This window comes from Gluconobacter sp. Gdi, from assembly GCF_014132155.1.
Lineage (GTDB): Bacteria > Pseudomonadota > Alphaproteobacteria > Acetobacterales > Acetobacteraceae > Gluconobacter.
Window position 1 is genome coordinate 1 of sequence record NZ_BLJQ01000021.1, and the last position, 20,504, is coordinate 20,504.

Annotated in this window: 12 protein-coding genes and 2 pseudogenes; 7 read left to right on the forward strand and 7 right to left on the reverse strand. The window is 55.7% G+C overall.

The window, feature by feature from the left end:
- The 4 genes and pseudogenes from JN414_RS15535 to JN414_RS15550 all read left to right on the forward strand — a co-directional run.
- Positions 1-87, forward strand: a pseudogene (locus JN414_RS15535) (IS5/IS1182 family transposase); the annotation flags it as partial.
- A gap of 350 nt (positions 88-437) precedes the next feature.
- The gene (locus tag JN414_RS15540) at positions 438-2,336 is read left to right on the forward strand and encodes an adenine deaminase (protein WP_237390118.1); all 1,899 of its coding nucleotides are present in this window, start codon (positions 438-440) and stop codon (positions 2,334-2,336) included.
- Between the two features lie 123 nt (positions 2,337-2,459).
- The gene (locus tag JN414_RS15545) at positions 2,460-3,548 is read left to right on the forward strand and encodes a HupE/UreJ family protein (RefSeq protein ID WP_237390119.1); all 1,089 of its coding nucleotides are present in this window, start codon (positions 2,460-2,462) and stop codon (positions 3,546-3,548) included.
- A 132-nt stretch (positions 3,549-3,680) separates the two neighbouring features.
- Positions 3,681-4,292, forward strand: coding sequence for an NAD(P)H-dependent oxidoreductase (locus JN414_RS15550; protein ID WP_202208700.1), 612 nt, complete (start codon positions 3,681-3,683; stop codon positions 4,290-4,292).
- 25 nt (positions 4,293-4,317) lie between these two features.
- On the opposite strand, the gene JN414_RS15555 is transcribed toward JN414_RS15550, so the two are convergent.
- Positions 4,318-5,544 (reverse strand): MFS transporter, encoded by a 1,227-nt coding sequence (locus JN414_RS15555; RefSeq protein ID WP_237390120.1) that lies wholly within the window; start codon positions 5,542-5,544, stop codon positions 4,318-4,320.
- A 469-nt stretch (positions 5,545-6,013) separates the two neighbouring features.
- Here JN414_RS15555 and JN414_RS15560 point away from each other — a divergent pair, with 469 nt between their 5' ends.
- A complete protein-coding gene (locus JN414_RS15560) occupies positions 6,014-8,545 on the forward strand; it encodes a Hint domain-containing protein (RefSeq protein WP_237390121.1) in 2,532 nt (843 codons plus the stop codon).
- A gap of 67 nt (positions 8,546-8,612) precedes the next feature.
- On the opposite strand, the gene JN414_RS15565 is transcribed toward JN414_RS15560, so the two are convergent.
- From JN414_RS15565 to JN414_RS15590, 6 genes are all read right to left on the reverse strand, one after another.
- A complete protein-coding gene (locus JN414_RS15565) occupies positions 8,613-8,804 on the reverse strand; it encodes a hypothetical protein (protein WP_202208701.1) in 192 nt (63 codons plus the stop codon).
- Between the two features lie 329 nt (positions 8,805-9,133).
- The gene (locus JN414_RS15570) at positions 9,134-9,295 is read right to left on the reverse strand and encodes a transposase (RefSeq protein ID WP_202208702.1); all 162 of its coding nucleotides are present in this window, start codon (positions 9,293-9,295) and stop codon (positions 9,134-9,136) included.
- Positions 9,296-9,830: 535 nt separating this feature from the next.
- Entirely contained in the window at positions 9,831-13,352 is a 3,522-nt protein-coding gene (locus JN414_RS15575) for a glycosyltransferase (RefSeq protein WP_202208703.1), read from the reverse strand.
- Positions 13,340-14,428, reverse strand: coding sequence for a hypothetical protein (locus JN414_RS15580; protein ID WP_202208704.1), 1,089 nt, complete (start codon positions 14,426-14,428; stop codon positions 13,340-13,342). Before JN414_RS15580 ends, JN414_RS15575 begins: the two co-directional genes overlap by 13 nt.
- On the reverse strand, positions 14,425-15,642 hold the full coding sequence (locus JN414_RS17040; RefSeq protein WP_237390122.1) for an HAD-IIIA family hydrolase: 1,218 nt from the start codon (positions 15,640-15,642) through the stop codon (positions 14,425-14,427). Before JN414_RS17040 ends, JN414_RS15580 begins: the two co-directional genes overlap by 4 nt.
- A 103-nt stretch (positions 15,643-15,745) precedes the next feature.
- A complete protein-coding gene (locus JN414_RS15590) occupies positions 15,746-17,899 on the reverse strand; it encodes a glycosyltransferase (protein ID WP_202208705.1) in 2,154 nt (717 codons plus the stop codon).
- A 350-nt stretch (positions 17,900-18,249) separates the two neighbouring features.
- On the opposite strand from JN414_RS15590, the gene JN414_RS15595 reads away from it, so the two are divergent.
- Positions 18,250-19,710 (forward strand): glycosyltransferase family 1 protein, encoded by a 1,461-nt coding sequence (locus JN414_RS15595; protein WP_202208706.1) that lies wholly within the window; start codon positions 18,250-18,252, stop codon positions 19,708-19,710.
- Positions 19,707-20,504: pseudogene (locus JN414_RS15600) on the forward strand (glycosyltransferase family 1 protein); the annotation flags it as partial. The gene JN414_RS15595 and the pseudogene JN414_RS15600, both read left to right, overlap by 4 nt.

Sequence of the window (20,504 nt, forward strand, 5' to 3'; positions counted from 1 at the left end):
CGGAGGGTCGCAACACGCTATGACAGATGCCCGAATGTCTTCTTCTCAGCCATCTGCCTCGCTGCAACCGTCATCTTCTGGCTATGAGTCCTGAGCCTAGGTATGAGCATGGAATGTGGATGATGGTATCCATGTTTACTTCCCAATTTCGATCGTCATGTGGACTAACAACCAGGATGCGAAATACCACAGGGAGAAAAGGTGTCCCTTTCTCCGCCGTGTCGATAAATTTCGCGGCGATTACGGCTGAGGGGACGATGTTCGCTCTCGCAGCCAAAATTTATGATCATTGATAAAAACATTATGATACCGGTATGGTCCCGGCTAGAATTTGATACTGTTTCCTGCGACCGGATACCTGAGCAATGTCTTTTCCCCTATCTTTTCATAGGCTTTCAAGTGTTTCGGTAAGAGCGTTGGCATGGTCGCTTTCATGCGTGTCTCTGAGTGCATCTCATGCAGTAGCGACAGATATTCCGGCCTCTACCGTGCCCACAGCAAGCCGTGTGGCTCACCCCGTTGCCTTCAGTGATGAAGTCAAGACGCGGCAGATGTTGGTGGCAGTCGCTCTGGGTCGCGCACCGGCGGACCTTCTGATCCACAATGCAAAGGTTCTGAACGTCTACACTCTCAGTTGGGAAGACGGGCAGGACATTGTCATTGCCGGGAAGCGGATTGCATGGGTTGGGCCGGCTGGTCAGTGGAAAGGCCATGCGCTTTCAACTTTTGATGCCAAGGGGCTCCCAGCCGTTCCAGGATTTGGTGAATCTCACAAGCATATCGAAAGCTCGATGCTCTCGCCCGAGTGGGAAGCCGCACTTGTCGTTCCTCTGGGGAATACCTGGACCACGGAAGGCTCTCATGAATTTGCGAATGTCAGCGGTACGCATAACGTTGAATTCTGGCTCACGGCAGAACACCTTGGCAGTCCGCTGAAAATTTTCCCTGCCCTCGGGTCAGCCACCCCGCCTTCTGCCTTCGAGCAAGGTGGCGGAAACTATGCCTACAAGGAAATCTCTGAAAACATTCGCGATAATCCACGCGTCCAGGGGCTGGACGAAGTGATGGACTGGCCTGCCGTTTCAAACCCTTCTCATCCTGGTCACCAACGGATTTGGGAAAACATTCAGGCCACATTCGATAATCGGGGCGTCGTCGACGGGCACGGGGCAGGTTTATGGGACATGGACACGATTAATGCATTTGCCGGAGCGGGCCTCTCCAGCGATCATGAAACCCGGCTTCCTGAAGAAGCATGGAACAAATTACAGCATGGCCTCTTCTTGCAGCTCCGTGATGACAATATTGAGCGGGCCGTGCCCTATTTTGTGCGTAAGGGGCTGAAAAACTGGAATAATATTGCGCTTGTGACAGATGACAGGAATGTCGCGGATACGCTGAAGCAAGGAACCATGGATTATCACATCCGTCTTGCAATCAAGATGGGTGCGCCCATTGAGGCGTCATACGCAATGGGTAGCCTTTATCCGGCCCAGCATGGTCATATGGATCAGATTGTCGGGTCTATTACACCGGGTCGGTATGCTGACGTTGTCTTGCTATCTTCTGTGCCGGACGTGAAGATCAAGTATGTTTTTGCGAATGGAAAGCTGGCGGCCCAGGATGGGAAATACTTGCTCCCAGTGCCCCAAATTACATGGCCGACATGGGCGTCCGATACGATCCACATCGGTAGAAAGCTGACGGCAAAAGACTTTGAAATCCTGGCACCCAAGGGGAAAACGACCCAGGTTACGGCTGCTATTCAGGCCCCGTTTTACACTGACCCCGTTCAGAAAACGGCAACGCTCTCTGTGGTGAACGGGGTCGTTCAGCGCGATATCGCACGTGACATCATCAAAGTTGCAACAGTAGATCGCTACATGGAACAGGCTCGGCTGGGCAAGATGTTCTGGACGGGGAATGGCCCTAAAACGCCCGATAGTGCCATCGCTACGTCTGTTTCCCACGATCTTCATAACATTACGGTCATGGGAACCAGCGACGAGGCAATGGCGCTCGCGGTCAATCGTATCGCCGAGCTCAAAGGTGGGATCGTGATGGTTAGCCACGGTAAGGTTCTTGCCGAAATGAAGTTGGAGATCGCGGGTCTGATGACCAGTCGTCCCGTACAGGATGCCGCTGCGAGCATGGAAAATGTCTATGCTAAAGCTGACGGGCTCGAATGGATAGGAGCGCCCGGTTACCCGCGGAGACTTCTGATTTCGATGATCACATGCAGCCCATTCACATGGCGCCTTGTTGTTCCATACCCGGGTAATCCCAGCGGGCTGGTTCTGCTCCAGACGGGACAGACGATGCCGACGGTCTGGTAAGATATGAAGGCTGTTTTCCAGAATACATTTCACCTTAAACGGAATGTACGAATAGTCCTTCAAGTCATTGTTTTTACGTTTTTATTTCTGGGTAATTCTCCAGGATACGCTGATCCGGAGTCCATGACGAGAGTCTTGGTTTCGCTGGATCGGCCAGATACGGCAACCGTCATGATCGATATGGATCTGACAGTGCTCATGGGTGATCCTGCCAGATACTACCTCTTGGCGACTGGGCAAGGATCACAGCATGATGCTGAGGTCAGATCAGTCGCTGCGCAAATCACTGAAGCCTTACCGCTTTTCTCGGGGAATTCTGTCCTTCGCGCCACTCTCGTGAACTACAGTTTTTCCGGCAAGAGCCGGGATGAATATATGGATCTGGCAGCTGACAAACCAGCTCATTTCCAATTTCAGATACCGCTTCCTGCAGACACCGGCCCGTTGCAACTTCGCATTCCACTTGGAGCACAGATTGATTACCCCGTCGCCTATACGGTTCAGCTTCCTGAACGGCATTATACGCAGACGCGTTGGCTTGATGCCGGGCAGCATGAGAGCGTTATCTTTGACTACAGGGGAAAACTCCCAGCAGCTCACGTCGAACAGCCTGCCAGCTTTGATCCGGACACACTGTCGTGGAGACAACAGTTACCAGTTTATCTGAAGCTCGGATTCAAGCATATCGTCCCGGAAGGGACGGACCACATTCTCTTTGTGCTCGGGCTTTTCTTTCTGGGAATTAGCTGGCGCAAGCTGCTTTCCCAGACAACAGTCTTTACCATTGCGCATGCCACGACACTGTTTCTTTCAACCTACGGAATTTTCGATCTTCCGAGCCGTTTTGTAGAGCCCGCAATCGCTTTATCGATTTCATTCATCGGCCTAGAAAATGTCTTTAGGCCAAAACTGGGGCGAACACGCCTGTTGGTTGTTTTTGCTTTCGGGCTGGTTCACGGCTTTGGGTTCGCCAGCAGCCTGAGTGAAGTACCCTTCCCTCATCGCGACTTCATGGCGGCACTCATCGGCTTCAACTTTGGCGTGGATGCTGGTCAGCTTTTCATCATTCTTCTTGCGACACTGGCTGTAGGTGCTTTCAGAAACCGCCCTTGGTTCAGAAGTCGGATTGCGATCCCGGCTTCACTTCTCATTGCAGCTATCGGCCTGTTCTGGGCTATCCAGCGAATTTTGGCCTATCATTTGCTCTTCTGAGGATCATTCATTCTCCACAACTGCTCTTTCATCTGTGAATTTTATTCAAAATTCATGTGGAGAGGCAGGCTATTATCGCACCAGACTATGACCTGCATACTCGCACCCGTGACGTAACCAGGATAACACCCAATGAAAAATGTTCTTCTTTTGAATGGCTCAAAAGCATTTGCCCATTCTCACGGTCGGCTTAACGATACTCTGCACGACGTTGCGGTTGAGACATTAACGACTGCCGGGTTCGATATTCGTCAGACCAAGATCGATGCAGGCTACGATATTCAGGCCGAGGTTGAAAACTTCCTCTGGGCGGATCTGGTCATCTATCAGATGCCCGGCTGGTGGATGGGCGCACCATGGATTGTCAAAAAGTATGTTGATGAAGTGTTCACGGCCGGACATGGCTCTCTGTATGCCAATGACGGGCGCACCCGCTCCAACCCTGAGCGCAAATATGGATCAGGTGGTCTGATACAGGGAAAGCACTATATGCTGTCATTGACGTGGAACGCACCGAAAGAAGCCTTTGAGGATCCAGAACAGTTCTTTGAAGGCAAAGGGATTGATGGTGTTTATTTTCCCTTCCATAAGGCGAACCAGTTTCTGGGAATGAGCCCTCTCTCTACTTATGTAGCGACAGATGTCATAAAGGCGCCGGCCATTGATGACGTCATACAGAGCTATCGTAATCATCTTTTAAAAATTCTTGGTCTCGAGCTGTCTGTAAGCTCTGCAAACCAGTAACGAGCGGTCAACTCGTGCTTTAAGCTTATTTCACTCGTAATCTCTTCCAGTTCCAGACTTGGAGTAACGTAGCAAAAAGCGCGAGGCCTGCGCCGAGAAAGACAATACCTGTCCAACCAAATGCAGGCCAAACCATCATTGCACTGGCGGAACCTATCGCTCCACCCAGGAACATCGTTCCCATAAAAATGGTATTCAGGCGTGCTCGCGCCTCAGGTCGCAACGCATAGACAACATGCTGATGGGACACGAGCACGCCCTGTATCGCAAAATCAAGAATGATGACCCCTGCAATCAGGCCTGAAAGTGAATTCCAGAGGCCGAAAACGATCCATGATGCGAGTATCAGGCCAGCCCCAAAGACAATAGTTTTTTGAGGGCCATGTTTGTCGGCAATCTGCCCCGCAATTGGAGCGGCGAGGATACCAACGGCTCCTACGATACCGAAAAGGCCGGCCGCAGCGGCCCCTAACCCGAACCGAGGCTCTTGCAGATGAAGTGCCAGGATCGTCCAGAAGACACTAAAAGCTCCAAAAAGAAGGCTTTGAGTGACTGACGCCAGGCGCAACTGAGGAAATTCATTCCAGAGGCCCATCAGGGATGTCAGTAATTGACCATAGTGGAGTTTGGTGTCGGGTTTGCTCGTGGGGAGGCAGTAGGCCATCAAGGCGCCCGCGCCTAAAGCGATCGGAACGCCCAGCCAGAACATCTCGCGCCATCCAGTGTACGTGGCGACTACACCAGCCAGAGTTCGGCTAAGCAGGATACCACCCAGCAGTCCTCCCATGACAATACCAACCGTGTGCCCCCGCCGTTCAGGGGATGAAAGATGTGCTGCAAAGGGAACAATCTGCTGCGCAACAGTGGCAAAGGCCCCTACGGCGACAGACGCTACGAGCAGTGTCATTGCATTAGGTGCGACTGCAGCACCCGAAAGAGCTAATGCGAGGAGAATGAACTGAAGAATAATAAGTCGCTTGCGCTCCAGAATATCCCCGACAGGTACAAGGAGGAACAGTCCAGCGGCATATCCAAGCTGGGTGCCTGTTGGGATCAGGTTTGTGATCGAACCTGGCAGGTCACGTTTCATGATGCCCAGCATGGGCTGGTTATAATAGATGTTAGCGACCGCAACTCCAGCAGCAACAGCCATGCAAAGAGTGACAAATGTGGATAGGGCATGTTCTGTACTGTTGGTACGATTAATCGGAACAGCAGTAATGGACGGGCTCATATTGGGGTCAGTGCTCATGATACCTGATCCTATCATGTTCCCAGAGCGCTAGCGACGGGCACTCTGAGTTCAAAATCCCATGTTGTGTGGGATGATCAGGGGCTTCAGAGGCCTGGAGTTCTTTTGCGATCCAACACAAGAAATTATCGCGTTGGGACCTCAGTCAACGGTTCCCCGATCGCGCAAGGGTAGTTTCATGAGTGATAAACCCAGATAAAACGTAGCTCTGCAATCAATAAAATTCGTTATTAGGGGGGTGTTTCCTATAGAGAAAAGGTTTGTTTCCATAAGAATAATATTCTTAAAACTATAATATATACAAGCAAATATCCCCATATTCTTGATCGTTAATATTTGTTATATTATAAAAACGCCCCTTAATTTCTATTATTTATTAATTTTATTCAAAATATTTCCGATTCTTGACTTGAGATATTTAACCTATTCCTTGTAGTGAATAATTGTTAATAAATTTTAGGCATTATGCATGACCCAGTATGTAGCCTCTTCAGGCACCACACTTTCTGGCATTACGCTTAGCGCCGGCTATGACCAGATGACGGTCGAAGCCGGTGGCAGCGCGACCCGGATTACTGTGCAAGCCCAAGCCGATTTCACGGTGGAGAATGGCGGTGTTTCTACCAGCAATACATTCATTGGCCAAGATGACCATATAACCTTCGCAACTGTATACGGCACCGATACAGGCAGTATCCTTTCTTCTGGCGGAGAAGTGGATGTTGAGGGCAGCAGTGCAGCCATGTATGCGGCCACGGTTCTAAGCAGTGGCGCAATCAGGGCTATCTTGGGTGCTAATGTGGCGCAGGCCACAGTATCCAATGGTGGATCGATCAGTGCGGGCGACGGCGGGACAATTGCTGCCTCGCGCATTACCGCTGGCGGAACGGCGGTCGCCACCAGCGGGGGTTTTATCCGGACAACTGTTGCATCGGGTAAAGCTGCACTGATTGACATTCAGGCTGGCGGAAGCGCCAACTATCTCTCTGCTGTTGACGATGGCAAAAACGGCGTCAGCATTGTGCGCGTTGAAAGCGGCGGCGTCACGAGCAATACACAACTCCAGGGAAAATATCCCGTTGAGCAGGTCTATGGTGGCGCTGCTTACGGCACCGTGGTGTCCGGAAACGGTGCAGGCCAGGACGTACGCAGTGGAGGACAGGTTTATAATACTACCGTCTCCGGAAATGGTGCCAATCTCACAGTAGAGAAAGGCTCCTCGTACGCAGCAACGATCGGCTCCGGTGGCCTGCTGAATGTTAAGAACACAGGTGTAGATAGCGGGTCCACTGTTCTTAGCAACGGCAAGGAAATTATTAACAAAGGTGCTACGACCACCAATGTCACTATTTCTTCTGGCGGTACGCTAGCGGTTTATGCTGGAGGTTCTTCCGTGTCCGCTACCGTCGCGGGCGGCATAGGCGTTCAGGGAAATGCAACCAGCACTACGCTCCAAAGTGGCGCCGTGCTCGATATCGCCTCGGGAGGCAAGGCAACCAACACGACCGTGAACAGCGGCGCTACGGTATACGTATCTTCGGGCGCTATGATTGGAGATACATCCGTCGCGAGTGGTGGCACGATCAGCGGATTCAGTGGCGCAATAATATCCGGAACGATTACCCTTGCTGACGGTGCAACGGCGACCATTCCGGCTACAGCCGGTGGCATAGTTGATCTTCAGGGTAATACCAACACAGGCCTGGTCATCACCGGGACTGGCAGCCCCACCACGGTCATCAGTGGTTTCTCGGGCACTGCAGCGGGTTCCTCTGACGGTATTACTCTTGCTGACGTCAAAGCCGCAGACGTCACGACTGTGAATTACTCAGATGCCGATCATGTCGTGCTGACTCTCAAAGACGGCTCGTTGGTTACGATGAACATCATTGGCGTTAAAGACGCTGGTTATACGCTCACCGCAAACAGTGATGGCGATCTTGTTTATGAAGTCTGCTTCCTGGCAGATTCAATGATCGCTACACCTTCTGGCGTCAAGGCAATTCAGGATCTGACAATTGGAGATGTCGTTTCTGTCTATGAAAATGGGCAGGAAAGCACGCAGAAGATTGTCTGGGCAGGCAGAAAGCGTGCCGTAGTGAACTCACAGCGGTCTACGGATGAAGCAGGCTACCCTGTTCGCATTCTCAAAAATGCGATTGCTGAGGGTGTTCCGTATAAGGACATGCTGATCACGGCGGAACACTGTCTGTATTTTAACGGCAAGTTTGTCCCCGCACGTATGCTCGTCAACGGAATTTCTATTTTCTATGACAAGTCACTGACCTCTTACGACTATTATCATATCGAGACGGAACAGCATTCCGTAATAATGGCAGACGGAATGCTGACAGAGAGCTATCTCGATACAGGCAATCGTCGTACATTCCGGCAGGATGGCGGCCTCGCCACTCTAACGGGACGGCAAAAGACATGGAGCGAAGACGCGGCTGCCCCACTGTGCGTTAGTCGTTCGTTCGTAGAGCCCATTTTCCATGATATTGAACTCCGTGCGCAGTCAGCAGGGCTGGTTTCTCAGAATGCACCTGTAACCCTCACTGAAGACGCTGATCTTCATTTGGTCACAGATTTTGGTCAGGTTATCCGTCCGCTAAGGCAGGCGAATGAGCGGGTTACGTTCATGATCCCGGCAAGTGTTACGACAGTTCGTCTGGTGTCGCGTGCCAATCGTCCAAGTGACACGATCGGCCCGTTTGTGGACGATCGTCGTAATCTTGGTGTTCTTGTCGGCGATATTTCGCTTTTTGCCTCTCGCCGGACAACGAAACTGACGGCACATCTTTCCCTGTCCAACCTGTCAGGCTGGCATGAAGTAGAATCCTCAAGATATCGCTGGACAGATGGCAATGCAGTTCTGCCACTCCAGAGTAGTGGTATGTTTGTCAGGGAGCCAAGCATTCTCTCCGTTCAGGTGGTGTCTAGCGGACCCTATGTAATGGAAGCTCACTCTTCCAGCTTCGATCTCCGCAAGGTCGGATAACAGATTTTAAAAGATGATGGGGAAGTCTATGCTTTCCCATCATTTTCTAGAAAATTCTTAGGGGATTTCACGTGGTCTCGCTAAAGACCAGACCATGAAAATCCGTTATGTCCGGCGGCAACAACGACACCCGATATTTTCTCTTTTCTGTATAGCGCGTTGTGATGCGGCCTTTGCGCGAGGGAATGACCGGCAGGATCCCGTGGACCAACAGATCCTGGCAAAAGCTTCCGCTGTCATAGCTCCGGTTGGTGAGCATGGTCCTGGGTTTGGAGCTCGAAGTGCTATCAGGGCTTTATGGCTTTGTAGTCCGAGACCTGCCTGCAAAGCTAAGAGGACGCCCCTGATTGTCGTATCGAGCATGGATTTTTCTCGTAAAGTCGCCACGTGATCGACCAAATGCTTCCGTACGAGCCCCCTTTTGCGTCTGTGGCCTGTGAATGGGACCGCTCACGGTGCTATCGACTATATACTGCCAGTCATCGGTCACCCTCATTTCCATACGGGTTTGTAGCAGAGCGTCCCATATGGCCCTGTTCGGCCCAACGACAAAATCGGACATGCACGGAGTTTCACCTGCCGTAGGGCTTATACATATCCCGCCACGGACAAACGGAGGCGCAGGACATGCAGCATACCCTTGAGAAACCGGCGGTTATCTCCTGCGGGTCGTGCCCAACGTTCGCGCTCAGGAGGCAGAAGAGGACCAATAACCACCCATTCCTGATCCGTCAGATCGCCTCGGGCCATACCTGTCCTCTCTGCCCATTATTCCCCAGCCACAAAGTGAATCAGATCTCACGCCGATCCTATAAACTTTTGTCAACGGGAATGGCGAGAATGATTGATGGAATTGTGCCACCATGCTGTCGCTTCGCCTTCATGAACTTCAGGTGGTAGCGGGCATGTTTGTCCTTTGGCGAGTGATAAGATACGTCCCTTAGGGCAGCACTACTCAAAACTGCGATTTAAGCCCTTGAATGCTTTTTAGCCGTTTTTGCCGCTAGAATCCTTTTTCTCCAGTCCGATAGCGGCTTGCGCACGGCCTCGGAAATTGGGATCCATTTTCCGATTTCAACTCATCTCAGAACTGCCGAGGTGAATAACACAAACCTCGAAGAAACCGATTCTGGGCGGTCCACCGACAATTGGCTAACCCTTGTTTAGCCGGTCTATTTTCCCGCACATGATCTTATCTTCCTTGGCAAGCCGCTCTTTCTCATTTCAGTATCGAAAAGAACGGCTTGCCAAGGCCTAATTTTATGAACTCCTCAAGAAAGACGCCTCAGTCCCGAAGAGCTTCAATGATCTGCAAAGAAGCCTCATCGCTTTCGGACATATCGACGTTATGGATTGTAACCTGAAAGCCAATTTCCCTTAGGGACTGTGCCGTTTCATTCACCTGCTTCAGGACCGCACAAATATATTTACCGCCAGGCTTCAGAATACGATGCAACGTCGGTAGGTCTTGTACCTGCCCTTCGGGACTAAGGAACAGATCGATCAGGCCGTCCTCATCGAACAACTCGTTGATAGCCTTTTCAGAACAGGTATATCCTGCCAGCCCCGATAGGGTAGCACGCAACGCCTCGCCCCTGCCGAATTCATGCATCCGCAGATCCTGCAGATACGGCAGCGCCTCGCGCACGGTGTTGACCCGCTGCCGGTGCCACGGCGCCACCAAAACCTGCGCCACCCCGGCCCCACGGTTATCCACCCCGCAATTCGTGCAGTGCAGCCCCAGGCGCCAGTCCCCATCCGCATGACGTCCTTGCCGCGGGCGGCTGCCACAGACCGGGCAGAGCGCATCTCCCAGAACGTTCCGAAGGATCTCCCTCGCCCGGCTGGCGGAAAAGCGCTTCCGCACCACCTCCGCCCCAGACCGGATCAGCGTCCGGCACAGCGCCTCGTCATCCAGAAGACAGATGACCGCCTGCGCAATATCCGCGGACGTATCGGCAATCAGCGCCTCTTCCCTGTTTGCAAGCTGGATGCCTTCATTCCCGCAGGTAGTGGTAACAACCGGAATACCTGCCTGCAATGACGTGACGATCTTGCCCTTGACGCCTGCCCCGTAACGCAGCGGATTGACCGAAACGCGGGCCTTTTCGAAATATGGCTCCAGTTCCGGCACAAATCCCGTCACCTTTACCCGCTCCGACGCCAGCGCCTGCACATTCGGCGGCGGCACGTTCCCCACGATCCACAGTGTGCTGTCCGGATGCTTTTCCCAGACCAGCGGCATAATCTCCTGACCCAGCCAGACCGCAGCGTCCACATTGGGTGTGTGGTCGAACCCTCCCACGAAGATCAGGTCCCTGCGGCATGCGAAATCGGCCGGCGCGTCTGTCAGGTCCGTATCGCCAAACAGATAAGGCGGTACAACTGTGACATTTGCGTGAGGCACCTCCAGGAGGATATCGCGCTTTTCTTCCGCGCTCGGTGTCAAGACGTGATCGACGACATCAAAGATTTTCAATTCCATGGGCTTGAGGCGCTGGGATTCCTGAAGCGCCCAGATGCTGCCTTCCAGTTCGTAACGGCGCATCTCCCGCAGATAATGCAGGTCATGGGTGTAATACAGAATCGGCGCGCCGGTGTGGCGGCGAAGCTGCGCCAAGATCGGGAACGTTACATCCGGCCGAGCCGTCCAGATGAAATCCACGTAAAGGCCATACGCGCGCAGCCATCGGTCCAGCCGGTCCGGCGCATGAAGAACTTCGATGCCAAGCTGCTGGAGAGCAGCCGTATAAGGCTCCAGCGGCTTGCCATCCTGCGGCGCATAGATCACCCGCAGGCCCAGCTCGCGCATGAGGCGCAGGTACTGAAACAACGTGACCGCACCAGCATGCTTGTCATATTCCGGCACCTTGTCATCAATGACGAGGATGATGCCCCGCGGAGAGGGCCGCTCCCGGCTCAGGAAGCTGGACGTATCCGGCGCAGGCTGCGTCGCCAGGAGCGTCTGCCACTTGCGGCAGAAGGTCGCATGGTTCTTCAGCGTCTGCTTGTCGCGCATCTCCGTGCCATAGGACGCACTCCCATGATGGCGGACACGGCTCGCAGGCTGATACACTACCCGGTATCCTGCATCCCGGATGCTGGTGGCGAGGTCGAACTCTTCATAGAACGCCGGGGCATACCGGCCATCGAAGCCGCCCATTTTTTCGAATAAATGGCGGCGAACGAGGAAACAGGCCCCCGTCACTACATCTACTTCACGGACGTAATTATAGCAGCCGCGGTCTGCCTGATCATTCTTTCCGAACGGGTCACCCCAGCCCGTTCCGTAGATGATTCCCCCTGCCTCCTGCACTGTGCCATCACCGTTCAGAAGCTTGCAGCCTACCACCCCCACACAGGGGTCGGCCTTCATGATCGACAGCATCGGGGCCAGCCAGTTGTCCCCTACAGTCGTATCATTATTCAGAAACATCAGTTCGCGGCCCCGCGCGCGTCTCGCGGCAGAATTGCTATTACCGAGAAAGCCGAGATTCTCGGTATTGATGATCTGCACCGCACCTTTCGCGCCCAGAAGGGACGCAATCGGGCGGGAGGGGCGGTCATCCGCGATGATGACCTCATAAGTCACTTTGCGCGTCAGCAGCATTACGGACGCCAGACAGCGCCAGGTATCGTAATAATGGCCATAGACCGGAATAATGATCGAGACTTCCGGATCATTTTTCTCCGGAAACGATAGCGAAAACGGCAGGGACAGCGTCTTATCTCCCAGCTGCTCCATATGCTCGGAACAGACTACCCCCTTCGCGCATTTCTTTTCCCGCAGGTAATGCGCCAGCGCCCCGAACTCCATGGCTGCCGGATAGCGCGCCGTGTACCATACCGGATCAAATAGCGGATGTGGCCAGAATCCTCCCGCTTCTCCTTCTGCGGCATAATGCGCCAGAGGATTGGTTCCGTCTTTCAGGCTGGAAGCATATTCCTCTGCATAGGCCACCGGGTCAAAAACAGCATTTGGCCTGATGTCGGATCCAGAAGGACGCGCCAGAAAATCTTCCAGCGGTGTGCGTCCAGGCGCTATCTTCCCGACCTGCTTCAGGTAGAAGCCTGTATCGAATAGAGGATGCGGATCGGGTGGGTTGCGTCCCTGATGAGTAATGTAATGAACAAGCGGATTGATCGCCGCCTCAACCGGCAGCGCAGCAGTATACCAGTTACTGCTGAACAGCGGATGCGGATCCAGCCCCTGCGCTGCACCTGTCCAGTAGTAATGTGCGACCGGATCAGTTCCTGGGGGCAACATTGCCGCATAACGCTTGCAATACCATACGGCATCGAACAGCGGGGACTGTGCAAGAAGGGCAATGCCTTTTTTTGCACCCTGCCGAACCTGGATACGCGACCATAGACGCAGCGTGAGGGTCCAGTATGTCAACTTGGCGGCTCGGCGTGCATGACGGGCAAAGACCGGATGACGCTGCGCCAGATCCCGCAGCCGCCGTCCCACCCGCCATGCGGTGGACTGAAGTAGCAGCCGATGCTCCGCCTGGAGCTGCTGAAGCTGGTTGCGCAGTTCCGTGTTGCTGCGGGTCAGCGCCTGAATTTCATGCTCTGAAACCGGCTCGCGTGCGAACAGACGTTCCAGATGACGGCTCCGTTCCTCCACGTGGTAAACACGCCCCATGGCCTGTTCCAGCTGATTCTCGATAAGCGCACGCACATGCTTTTCGACTGCCGGCTCTGTGATGGGAATATACTCTTCCTCCGCGAGCCGTTCCTTGCCGTCCCATCTCATACTGTCTGTGAACGGGCTTTCATCGGTCACCGGCCTCAGCTCATCCATGTTTCGGCTCCTTCCGTCACGAGATGCACGCCACCAGCCTGCGCGCCAGCACCATTCAGGCCACGGATCACCCGCACACGGCGATCCGGCGGCACGATGAACATCATGAAACCACCACCGCCCGCGCCCGAGACCTTGCCGCCGATCGCACCATCCGCCATCGCCTGCCCATAGAGCATCTCGATCAACGGATTGGAAATGCCGCGCGCCGTGTTCTTCTTCGCTTCCCAAGACCGGTTCAGGATCTCGGCCATATGGGGCACTTCTCCGCGAAGGAGGGCATTTTTCATGTCATGCGCATCCTGTTTGAGGCGGTGCATGTTGCGCATGGTTTCTTCCGTCACCTTCAGCAGGCCACTGCGCTGCTCGGCAATGATGTCCGCCGACGCCCGCGATACGCCCGTAAAGGCGATGACCAAGGACGTCTCGATTTCATTGCGGATCCGGCTGGACAGCCGCAACGGATTGACCACCACCCGGTCCTGGGCCAAGAACTCGATGAAGTTTGTCCCGCCGAACGTCCCGGCATACTGGTCCTGCTTGCCGCCCTGAAGCCCCAGATCAATTCGTTCGATCTCATAGGCCAGATGTGCCACGTCATACGGCCCAAGCGGGAGCTGGAGCAGACTGACAAACGCTTCTACCAGCGCCACAACCAGCGCTGAAGACGAACCAAGCCCGGATCCCGGCGGCGCATCCACGAAAGACGTGATGCGCCACGGCTCCACCGGAACCGAAAAACGACGACTGATTGCGACCAAAACCCCAGCATGAAGTCTGAGCTTTGCCCGGTCCCGAACAGTTTCATTAATATCCTGCGGGTCAAACGCTTCATCCATACCCACATCCGGAGCCACGAAATGAACGTTTCCATCCGTTGACCGCTCGATGAAGGCATAGGCATAGCGGTCGATGGTCGTGTTCAGGACCGCCCCTCCGAAATCGTCGCAATACGGACTGAGATCCGTCCCGCCACCCGCCAGCCCCAGACGGAGTGGCACGCGTGCGCGAACAGCGTTCTGCGTCCCGGCAATCGAACGAGTATGGGACGAGCGTGTATAAGGATCGCTGTTCACAGGAACCCCCCTCTTTCGGAAATCAGATCAGCCAGACTGGACGGACCAACGCGGACGCCTTCGATACCAGCAGCGCTGGCGGCCTGCATGTCGGAGAGCTGATCTCCGAATATTACGCAGCATTCCGGGTCCAGCTCCCATCGCCGCAGCAGGTCAAGGATCATGCCCGGTTCAGGCTTGCGGTCAGGGCTATTCCCCCGGTACCGCTCCACCACGGCCTCGGGATGGATCGGGCAGTACCGCCAGTCGTCGATTGTGCCGCCATGCGCACGCACTACCCCGATCACCCAGTTCATCAGGGCGTGAAGATCCTCTTCGGAATATAGTCCGCGAGCCACACCTGACTGGTTGGTGACGATGAAGACATGATGTCCGCTCTCCGTCATCCGCGCGATGGTGTCCAGAGCACCCGGCTCCCACTCGAAACGCTCCCGCGTGCCGACCCAGCCATGATCCTTGTTGATGACGCCATCCCGGTCCAGAAACACGGCCGGACGCAGCAGGACCTCAGGCAACTCCCGTCCTGCCGCCTCAAGATCGCCTGGCAGGCCGATATCCCGGAAATATCCGGTCAGTTCCATGCCACGCAGATCCCCCTGCGCCGCCAGTGCCGGCAACACGTCCTGCTCCAGCGAACAGTCCGGCGTCAAATGACCAAAGATAGTGTGATCGAACAGATAAATCCCGCTGTTGATCAGGCCCGCCCGCCCCGGCTGCTCGGCCTTGGGATGAAAAGACGCCACATGTTCGCCGTCCTGCGCCAGGCGAACCTCCCCGTACCGGTCCAGATCCTCAACCGCACGCAGCAGCATCCAGTTTCCTTGAGGCTCACGCGACAGAAACCGTGATAGGTTGCAGGAAAACAGGGAATCCCCGTTGCAGAGCAGAAAACGATCCTGAAGATGCGCGCGGGCATGATACAGCGCCCCTCCCGTACCGGCCCGGAACGGCTCCACGCTGATTGTGATCTTCGCTGGCTTCGGCAGGAAGGCCCGGATCTGGTCTACGGCCCGCTCGATCTCCGTCGAGAGATGTCCTGCCAACAGAACGAAGTCCTCAACGCCAAAACGCTGCATCTCCCGCATCAGCCACGCGAGGAAAGGTCGGTCGCCACAGGGCATGAGGGGCTTGGGCAACGTCCGGGTAAGCGCGCCCAGACGTGTTCCCAGCCCCCCCACCAAAATGGCGCACTGACGCACAGTCACCTCACTCACGAGACAGAATACGTCGCGACAGAACGAAAAAGTGGAGCAGAACAGAACATCTTTGTCTCTTCAGATCAGAACGGAAGGCCGGAAGGAAAAACGGAACAGCCCGTCAGGACAGCGCAACACGGGCGGCTTCGCGGTAGTGGCCTTTTCGCCGACGCCATGGCTTAGGCGCACGGGGAGGTGTCGCCAGCCGCAACGCGTAATCCGTGGCCTCAAGATTGGCATTGAGAAAAGGATCGTTGAGCATTACCTTCTCCCACCGCTCCAGCAGACGCCCGACGTCCACACAGGCGTTGAACAGGTTCCGCGCCGTCCCGTCCCGCCCGCGCGTTCCACCATCTTCATGCATCAGTGTGGCATGGGGCGTCCAGACAACCCGTAACTCCTCTTTCCTCACCCGCAGACAGAAATCCACATCATTGCAGGTCAGGGGGAAGGTCTCGTCAAAGCCGCCCATTCGCTCGAAAACCGGACGAGGCACAAGCATGCAGGCGCCCGTTACGGCCATCAGATCCCGCGTCAGGACAAGTTGACCCAGATAACCTGGATCATCCTCCGTCGCGCTGCGCAGGATATGTTTCGGTCCGTGCTCAGTCATGACCATGCCGCCGTGCTGCAACGTCCCGTCCGGATAGGACAGCCGCGCCCCTACCACGCCGACACCAGGCTGCTGCGCCAGTGACACCATTTCCGTCAGCCATCCTTCCTCAAGAATTTCCGTATCGTCATTGAGGAAGAGCAGCATGTCTCCCTTCGCCTGACGGGCCATCCTATTGTTGAGGGCAGACCAGTTGAAGGGCGCGGCAAGACGCTGCACCGTCAGACGCGGATCACGTCCCAGACGCCGCAGAAGATCAAGCATCTCCGGGGTCGTGCTGCCATTATCGGCGATCAGAATTTCGAAATTCGGATAGTTGGTCAGAGTCAGAAGACTGGAAACGCAACGCTCGAGCAGCCGGAATTTGTCCCGGGTCGGGATAATGATCGAAACTAATGGCGTACCGTTTGTCGGATAGACGATCCTTGGCCAGACATTCCCGCCGATATAGACGTCCTCAAGGTCAAGATCCGGATGGCGTTCCCGAAAATGCCGGAGGACCACGTCTCGCATTTCAGGATGCTGCTGCGTAGCCCGCACCAGCGGGAACATCAGTGGCAGACCCGGCGCCCGCCCACGATGGAACAGAAGTCGGGGCAGATGATGGATACAGGCCGCCGGAACATCCTCTGTCACGCGCAGCAGCAAGTCATACCGTGTAAAGCTGCCCCCTTCGTCACGGATTCCCCCGACCGCCATGATTCGCGCCCGGCTAAACACCGCAAGCTGCCCGATCACATCTCCCGCATAAGCGAGATCCCGGCTCCACCCCGTCTTGAAAGAAGGGTGACAGCGCTGCCCGTCACTGCCCAGACGATCCTCGTCACAATACAGAAGCACCAGGTCAGGCCGGCTGACGATAGCGACTGCAAATTCGTAAAGCGCCGTTCGGGAAAGTTGATCCCCGGGCTCCAGAAAGGCACAAAAACTACCCGCCGCTGCCGCCAGTGCGCTCCGCCAGCGTCCTTCAACGCCTTGATGGGACGAAACTTCCACGTCGACCAAGCCGGGCACGCGTCGTATAATCTCTTTAAGGTGCGTACGAATACCTGGCCGCAGGTTATCGGGATAAACCACGATCAGCGTCCAGTCGGTATAGATTTGCGCTTCCAGGGAAGCGACTGTCTCCTCCAGAAGGTCCAGTCGGTGATTGCTGACCTGCAGCATCAAGGAAAATGTTGGACGCGAGACCATTCCTCGGTCGATATGGCGTCCGATGGCCAGTTGCTCTGTCGGAGACAGCCGGTCATAACGCAGAAGCCACGCTTTGTAGGCCATGTCGTCCTGCGGCGGTGCACCTTCTGGATAAAGCAACGCATAAAGATCGGTCCGCGAGCGGGCCTCCTCCGATCCGGCAACGATTACCAGCCCATCGCCCCGGTTCGGAGCCGCCAGAAGGCCAGCTTCTCCCTGCGGATCAGGCGTCCGATCCAACCCGTTATGATACAGGAAAGACACGTATCGCGCATCACAGACGTCTTCGTCACCATGAAGCTGACGGAACTCCGGTGATCCCGCGATGATATGAGCGATGTCATGGAATGTCGCCCCATCTTCCAGTAGCGCTGCAAAGTGAGCGAGAGCCGCGGGCTCTGGTCTTCTTCCAAGACCTGTACGAAACAGCCGGACGATGTCAGCAGCACTCTCGGTCGAAATCGGCATGGCAAAACGGTTTCTCAGAAATTGGATCAGGAACGGAGATAAATCAGCACGCTTTATGCGGGACTAACACTTTCCTGCCGTCACGTGCAGTCTCGTTTAGAGATTTTTTGTCTTTCGAGCTTTTAACCAGGGACAATCTGCCGGAAATAGCAAATAATCGTTATAAGTTCAGGTTCAGGAGCCGGGGATTTCCAGCAACAAATATAACATCTTTCCGACCGAGCAGCATCTTTGCTCCAATCAACGCCCGAGACTGCTTGCTCCTGACGCAGGCTTTATTCTACAGAACGCACTATCACCGTTTGACAGACCGGCGCTCTTGCCGGCCAGCCCGAGGCTACTCCGGACGCATGAGCGAAGATTATACAATCTGGATCGACGTCGAAGACATCTTCCAGTATTTCGAAAAAAACGCCCGCCCCAGCGGAATCCAGCGTCTCGTTTTTGAAATCCTTCGTGTCATCCGTCAGCAGGCCGCCTTTGTGCCGGGGATCGGCCGCATCGTCTTGGGCCGCCGCGGACAAGGGGACGGCGACCTTCTCATACCCGTCTCCTTTGCGGATCTGGAGGCCCTGTTCGCGGTCCGGACTGATGAAAAAATCATTCCCGACGCTGCATCCATGCGTTCTGTCGCACGGTCGCCTCGCGCCCTGATCAGACGCCTGCGTCATGCGGTAATCCGACGGCTGGAGAGCCTCCCCCCCGAGCTTGCCCGTCCCCTGCTGAACATTGTCGTCAACCAGCTTCGGGCGTTTCAGCTCCTGCGCCGCTATGCTCGCTCGCGCCTGCGCCCACGTCCGATCGTCGCCTCTCCCACATCGGCGTCACAATCCGCGTCCTCTCCCCCCGCTCCGGCTCCACCCGCCGCCAGCGCACCGCAGTCCGGGGACATTTTCCTGATTCTGGGGGCCGCCTGGTCCGAACCGGATTTCGGAGAACGTCTGGCCCGGATGCGGCAGGTCTATGGCATTCAGCCCGTACTGCTACTTTACGATCTCATTCCAGCAGTGCGTCCCGAATGGTGCGCCCTGTCCCTGATCCAGGATTTCCGTCACTGGCTCGATACCACGCTGCCCCAGTGTGGCCGACTGTTGGCCATCAGCAACGCAACCGCCCGAAGCGTGGAAGACTATGCCCGCCAGCATCACCTGAAGCTGCTCGCTCCAGTCCAGACCATTCCCATCGGCAGCGGCTTCGGCCCACCTCACCGCGCTCAGGGTGAACGTCCCAGGGGGCTGCCTGCTCCGGGAAGCTATGTCCTGTTCGTCTCCACCATCGAGGCGCGGAAAAACCACCTGCTAGCTTTCCGCATCTGGCGCCGTCTGGTGACGGACCTGCCACGCGAGGAGGTCCCGACACTGGTTTTTGCCGGCCGTGTCGGCTGGCTGGTCTCTGACCTCATGCAGCAGCTTGAGAACACCGAGTGGCTGCGCGGCAAGATCCGTCTCCTGAACGATCCGACCGATGAGGAGCTGTCCCACCTCTACGAAGGCTGCCTCTTTACGCTGTTTCCCTCGCTGTATGAAGGCTGGGGCCTGCCCGTGACGGAAAGCCTCGTTAACGGCAAACCCTGCATTGCCTCGAACTCCACCTCCATCCCCGAAGCCGGCGGCCCGCTGACACGCTACTTCGACCCGGAAGACATCGACGACGCCTATCGTGTGGTTCACGACACCATCACGGATCGCGAAGGACTGGCCCGCTGGCAGGAAGAGGTCCGCACCCGGTTCCAGCCCGTCCCGTGGGAACGTACGGCCGACGCCGTTCTGGACGCCTGCCATACGGCTTACCTGAGCGAAAAACGATCATGATCCTATGGATCGACATTGACGATCTACTGTTCCATCTCACGCACCACGGGAGGCCGAGCGGCATCCAGCGCGTTGTGTTCGAGATTAGCGCAGCCCTTCGCACCCTTCGCAGTGAAGATGTCCAATTCGTCCGGCGCGGTCCGGACGCCACCCACCCCCACGACTTCCAGACTGTGAACTGGACAGTTGTGGAAAGCCTGTTCCGCCAGATCATGGCAGGCGGCGACAGAAAGGGAACAAACGCTGAGGCCACGGTCCTTCCCTCCGTAACGCCATCCATCGACAAGGTGCCATCCGAAAAGGTCCTGTCCACCTTCTTTCAGGCGGAAGGCCTCGCGTTCACCGGCCTGTGCACCCTCCCCGCCACGATGGTACGACTGGCCCTGCGCGCCGGACAGCGGAAGCTGAGCCCGCGTCGTAACGTCGGACGGTCCGAACAGTATTTGGAGGGCACGAAACTGGCGGACGCTGCTCGCCCCGGTGACGTGTTCCTGACCCTTGGCGCACCATGGCACCACCAGAACTATATCCACACCATCCGCTGGATGCGCGATAACCTGCGCATGTCCTATGGCCTGCTGATGCATGATCTCGTGCCAGTCCGTTGCCCCGAATGGTGCGACCGTGGAATCATTACGACATTCCGCGCTTGGCACCGCGCCATGCTGCCCCTGGCCGATGTCATTTTCGCCAATAGCAAGGCCACGGCTGCGGACGTGCAGTCCTATTTGACGGAACAGGACATCGGCACATCCATCACCGTCCAGCCCATTCCGCTTGGCACTGGCTTCGGC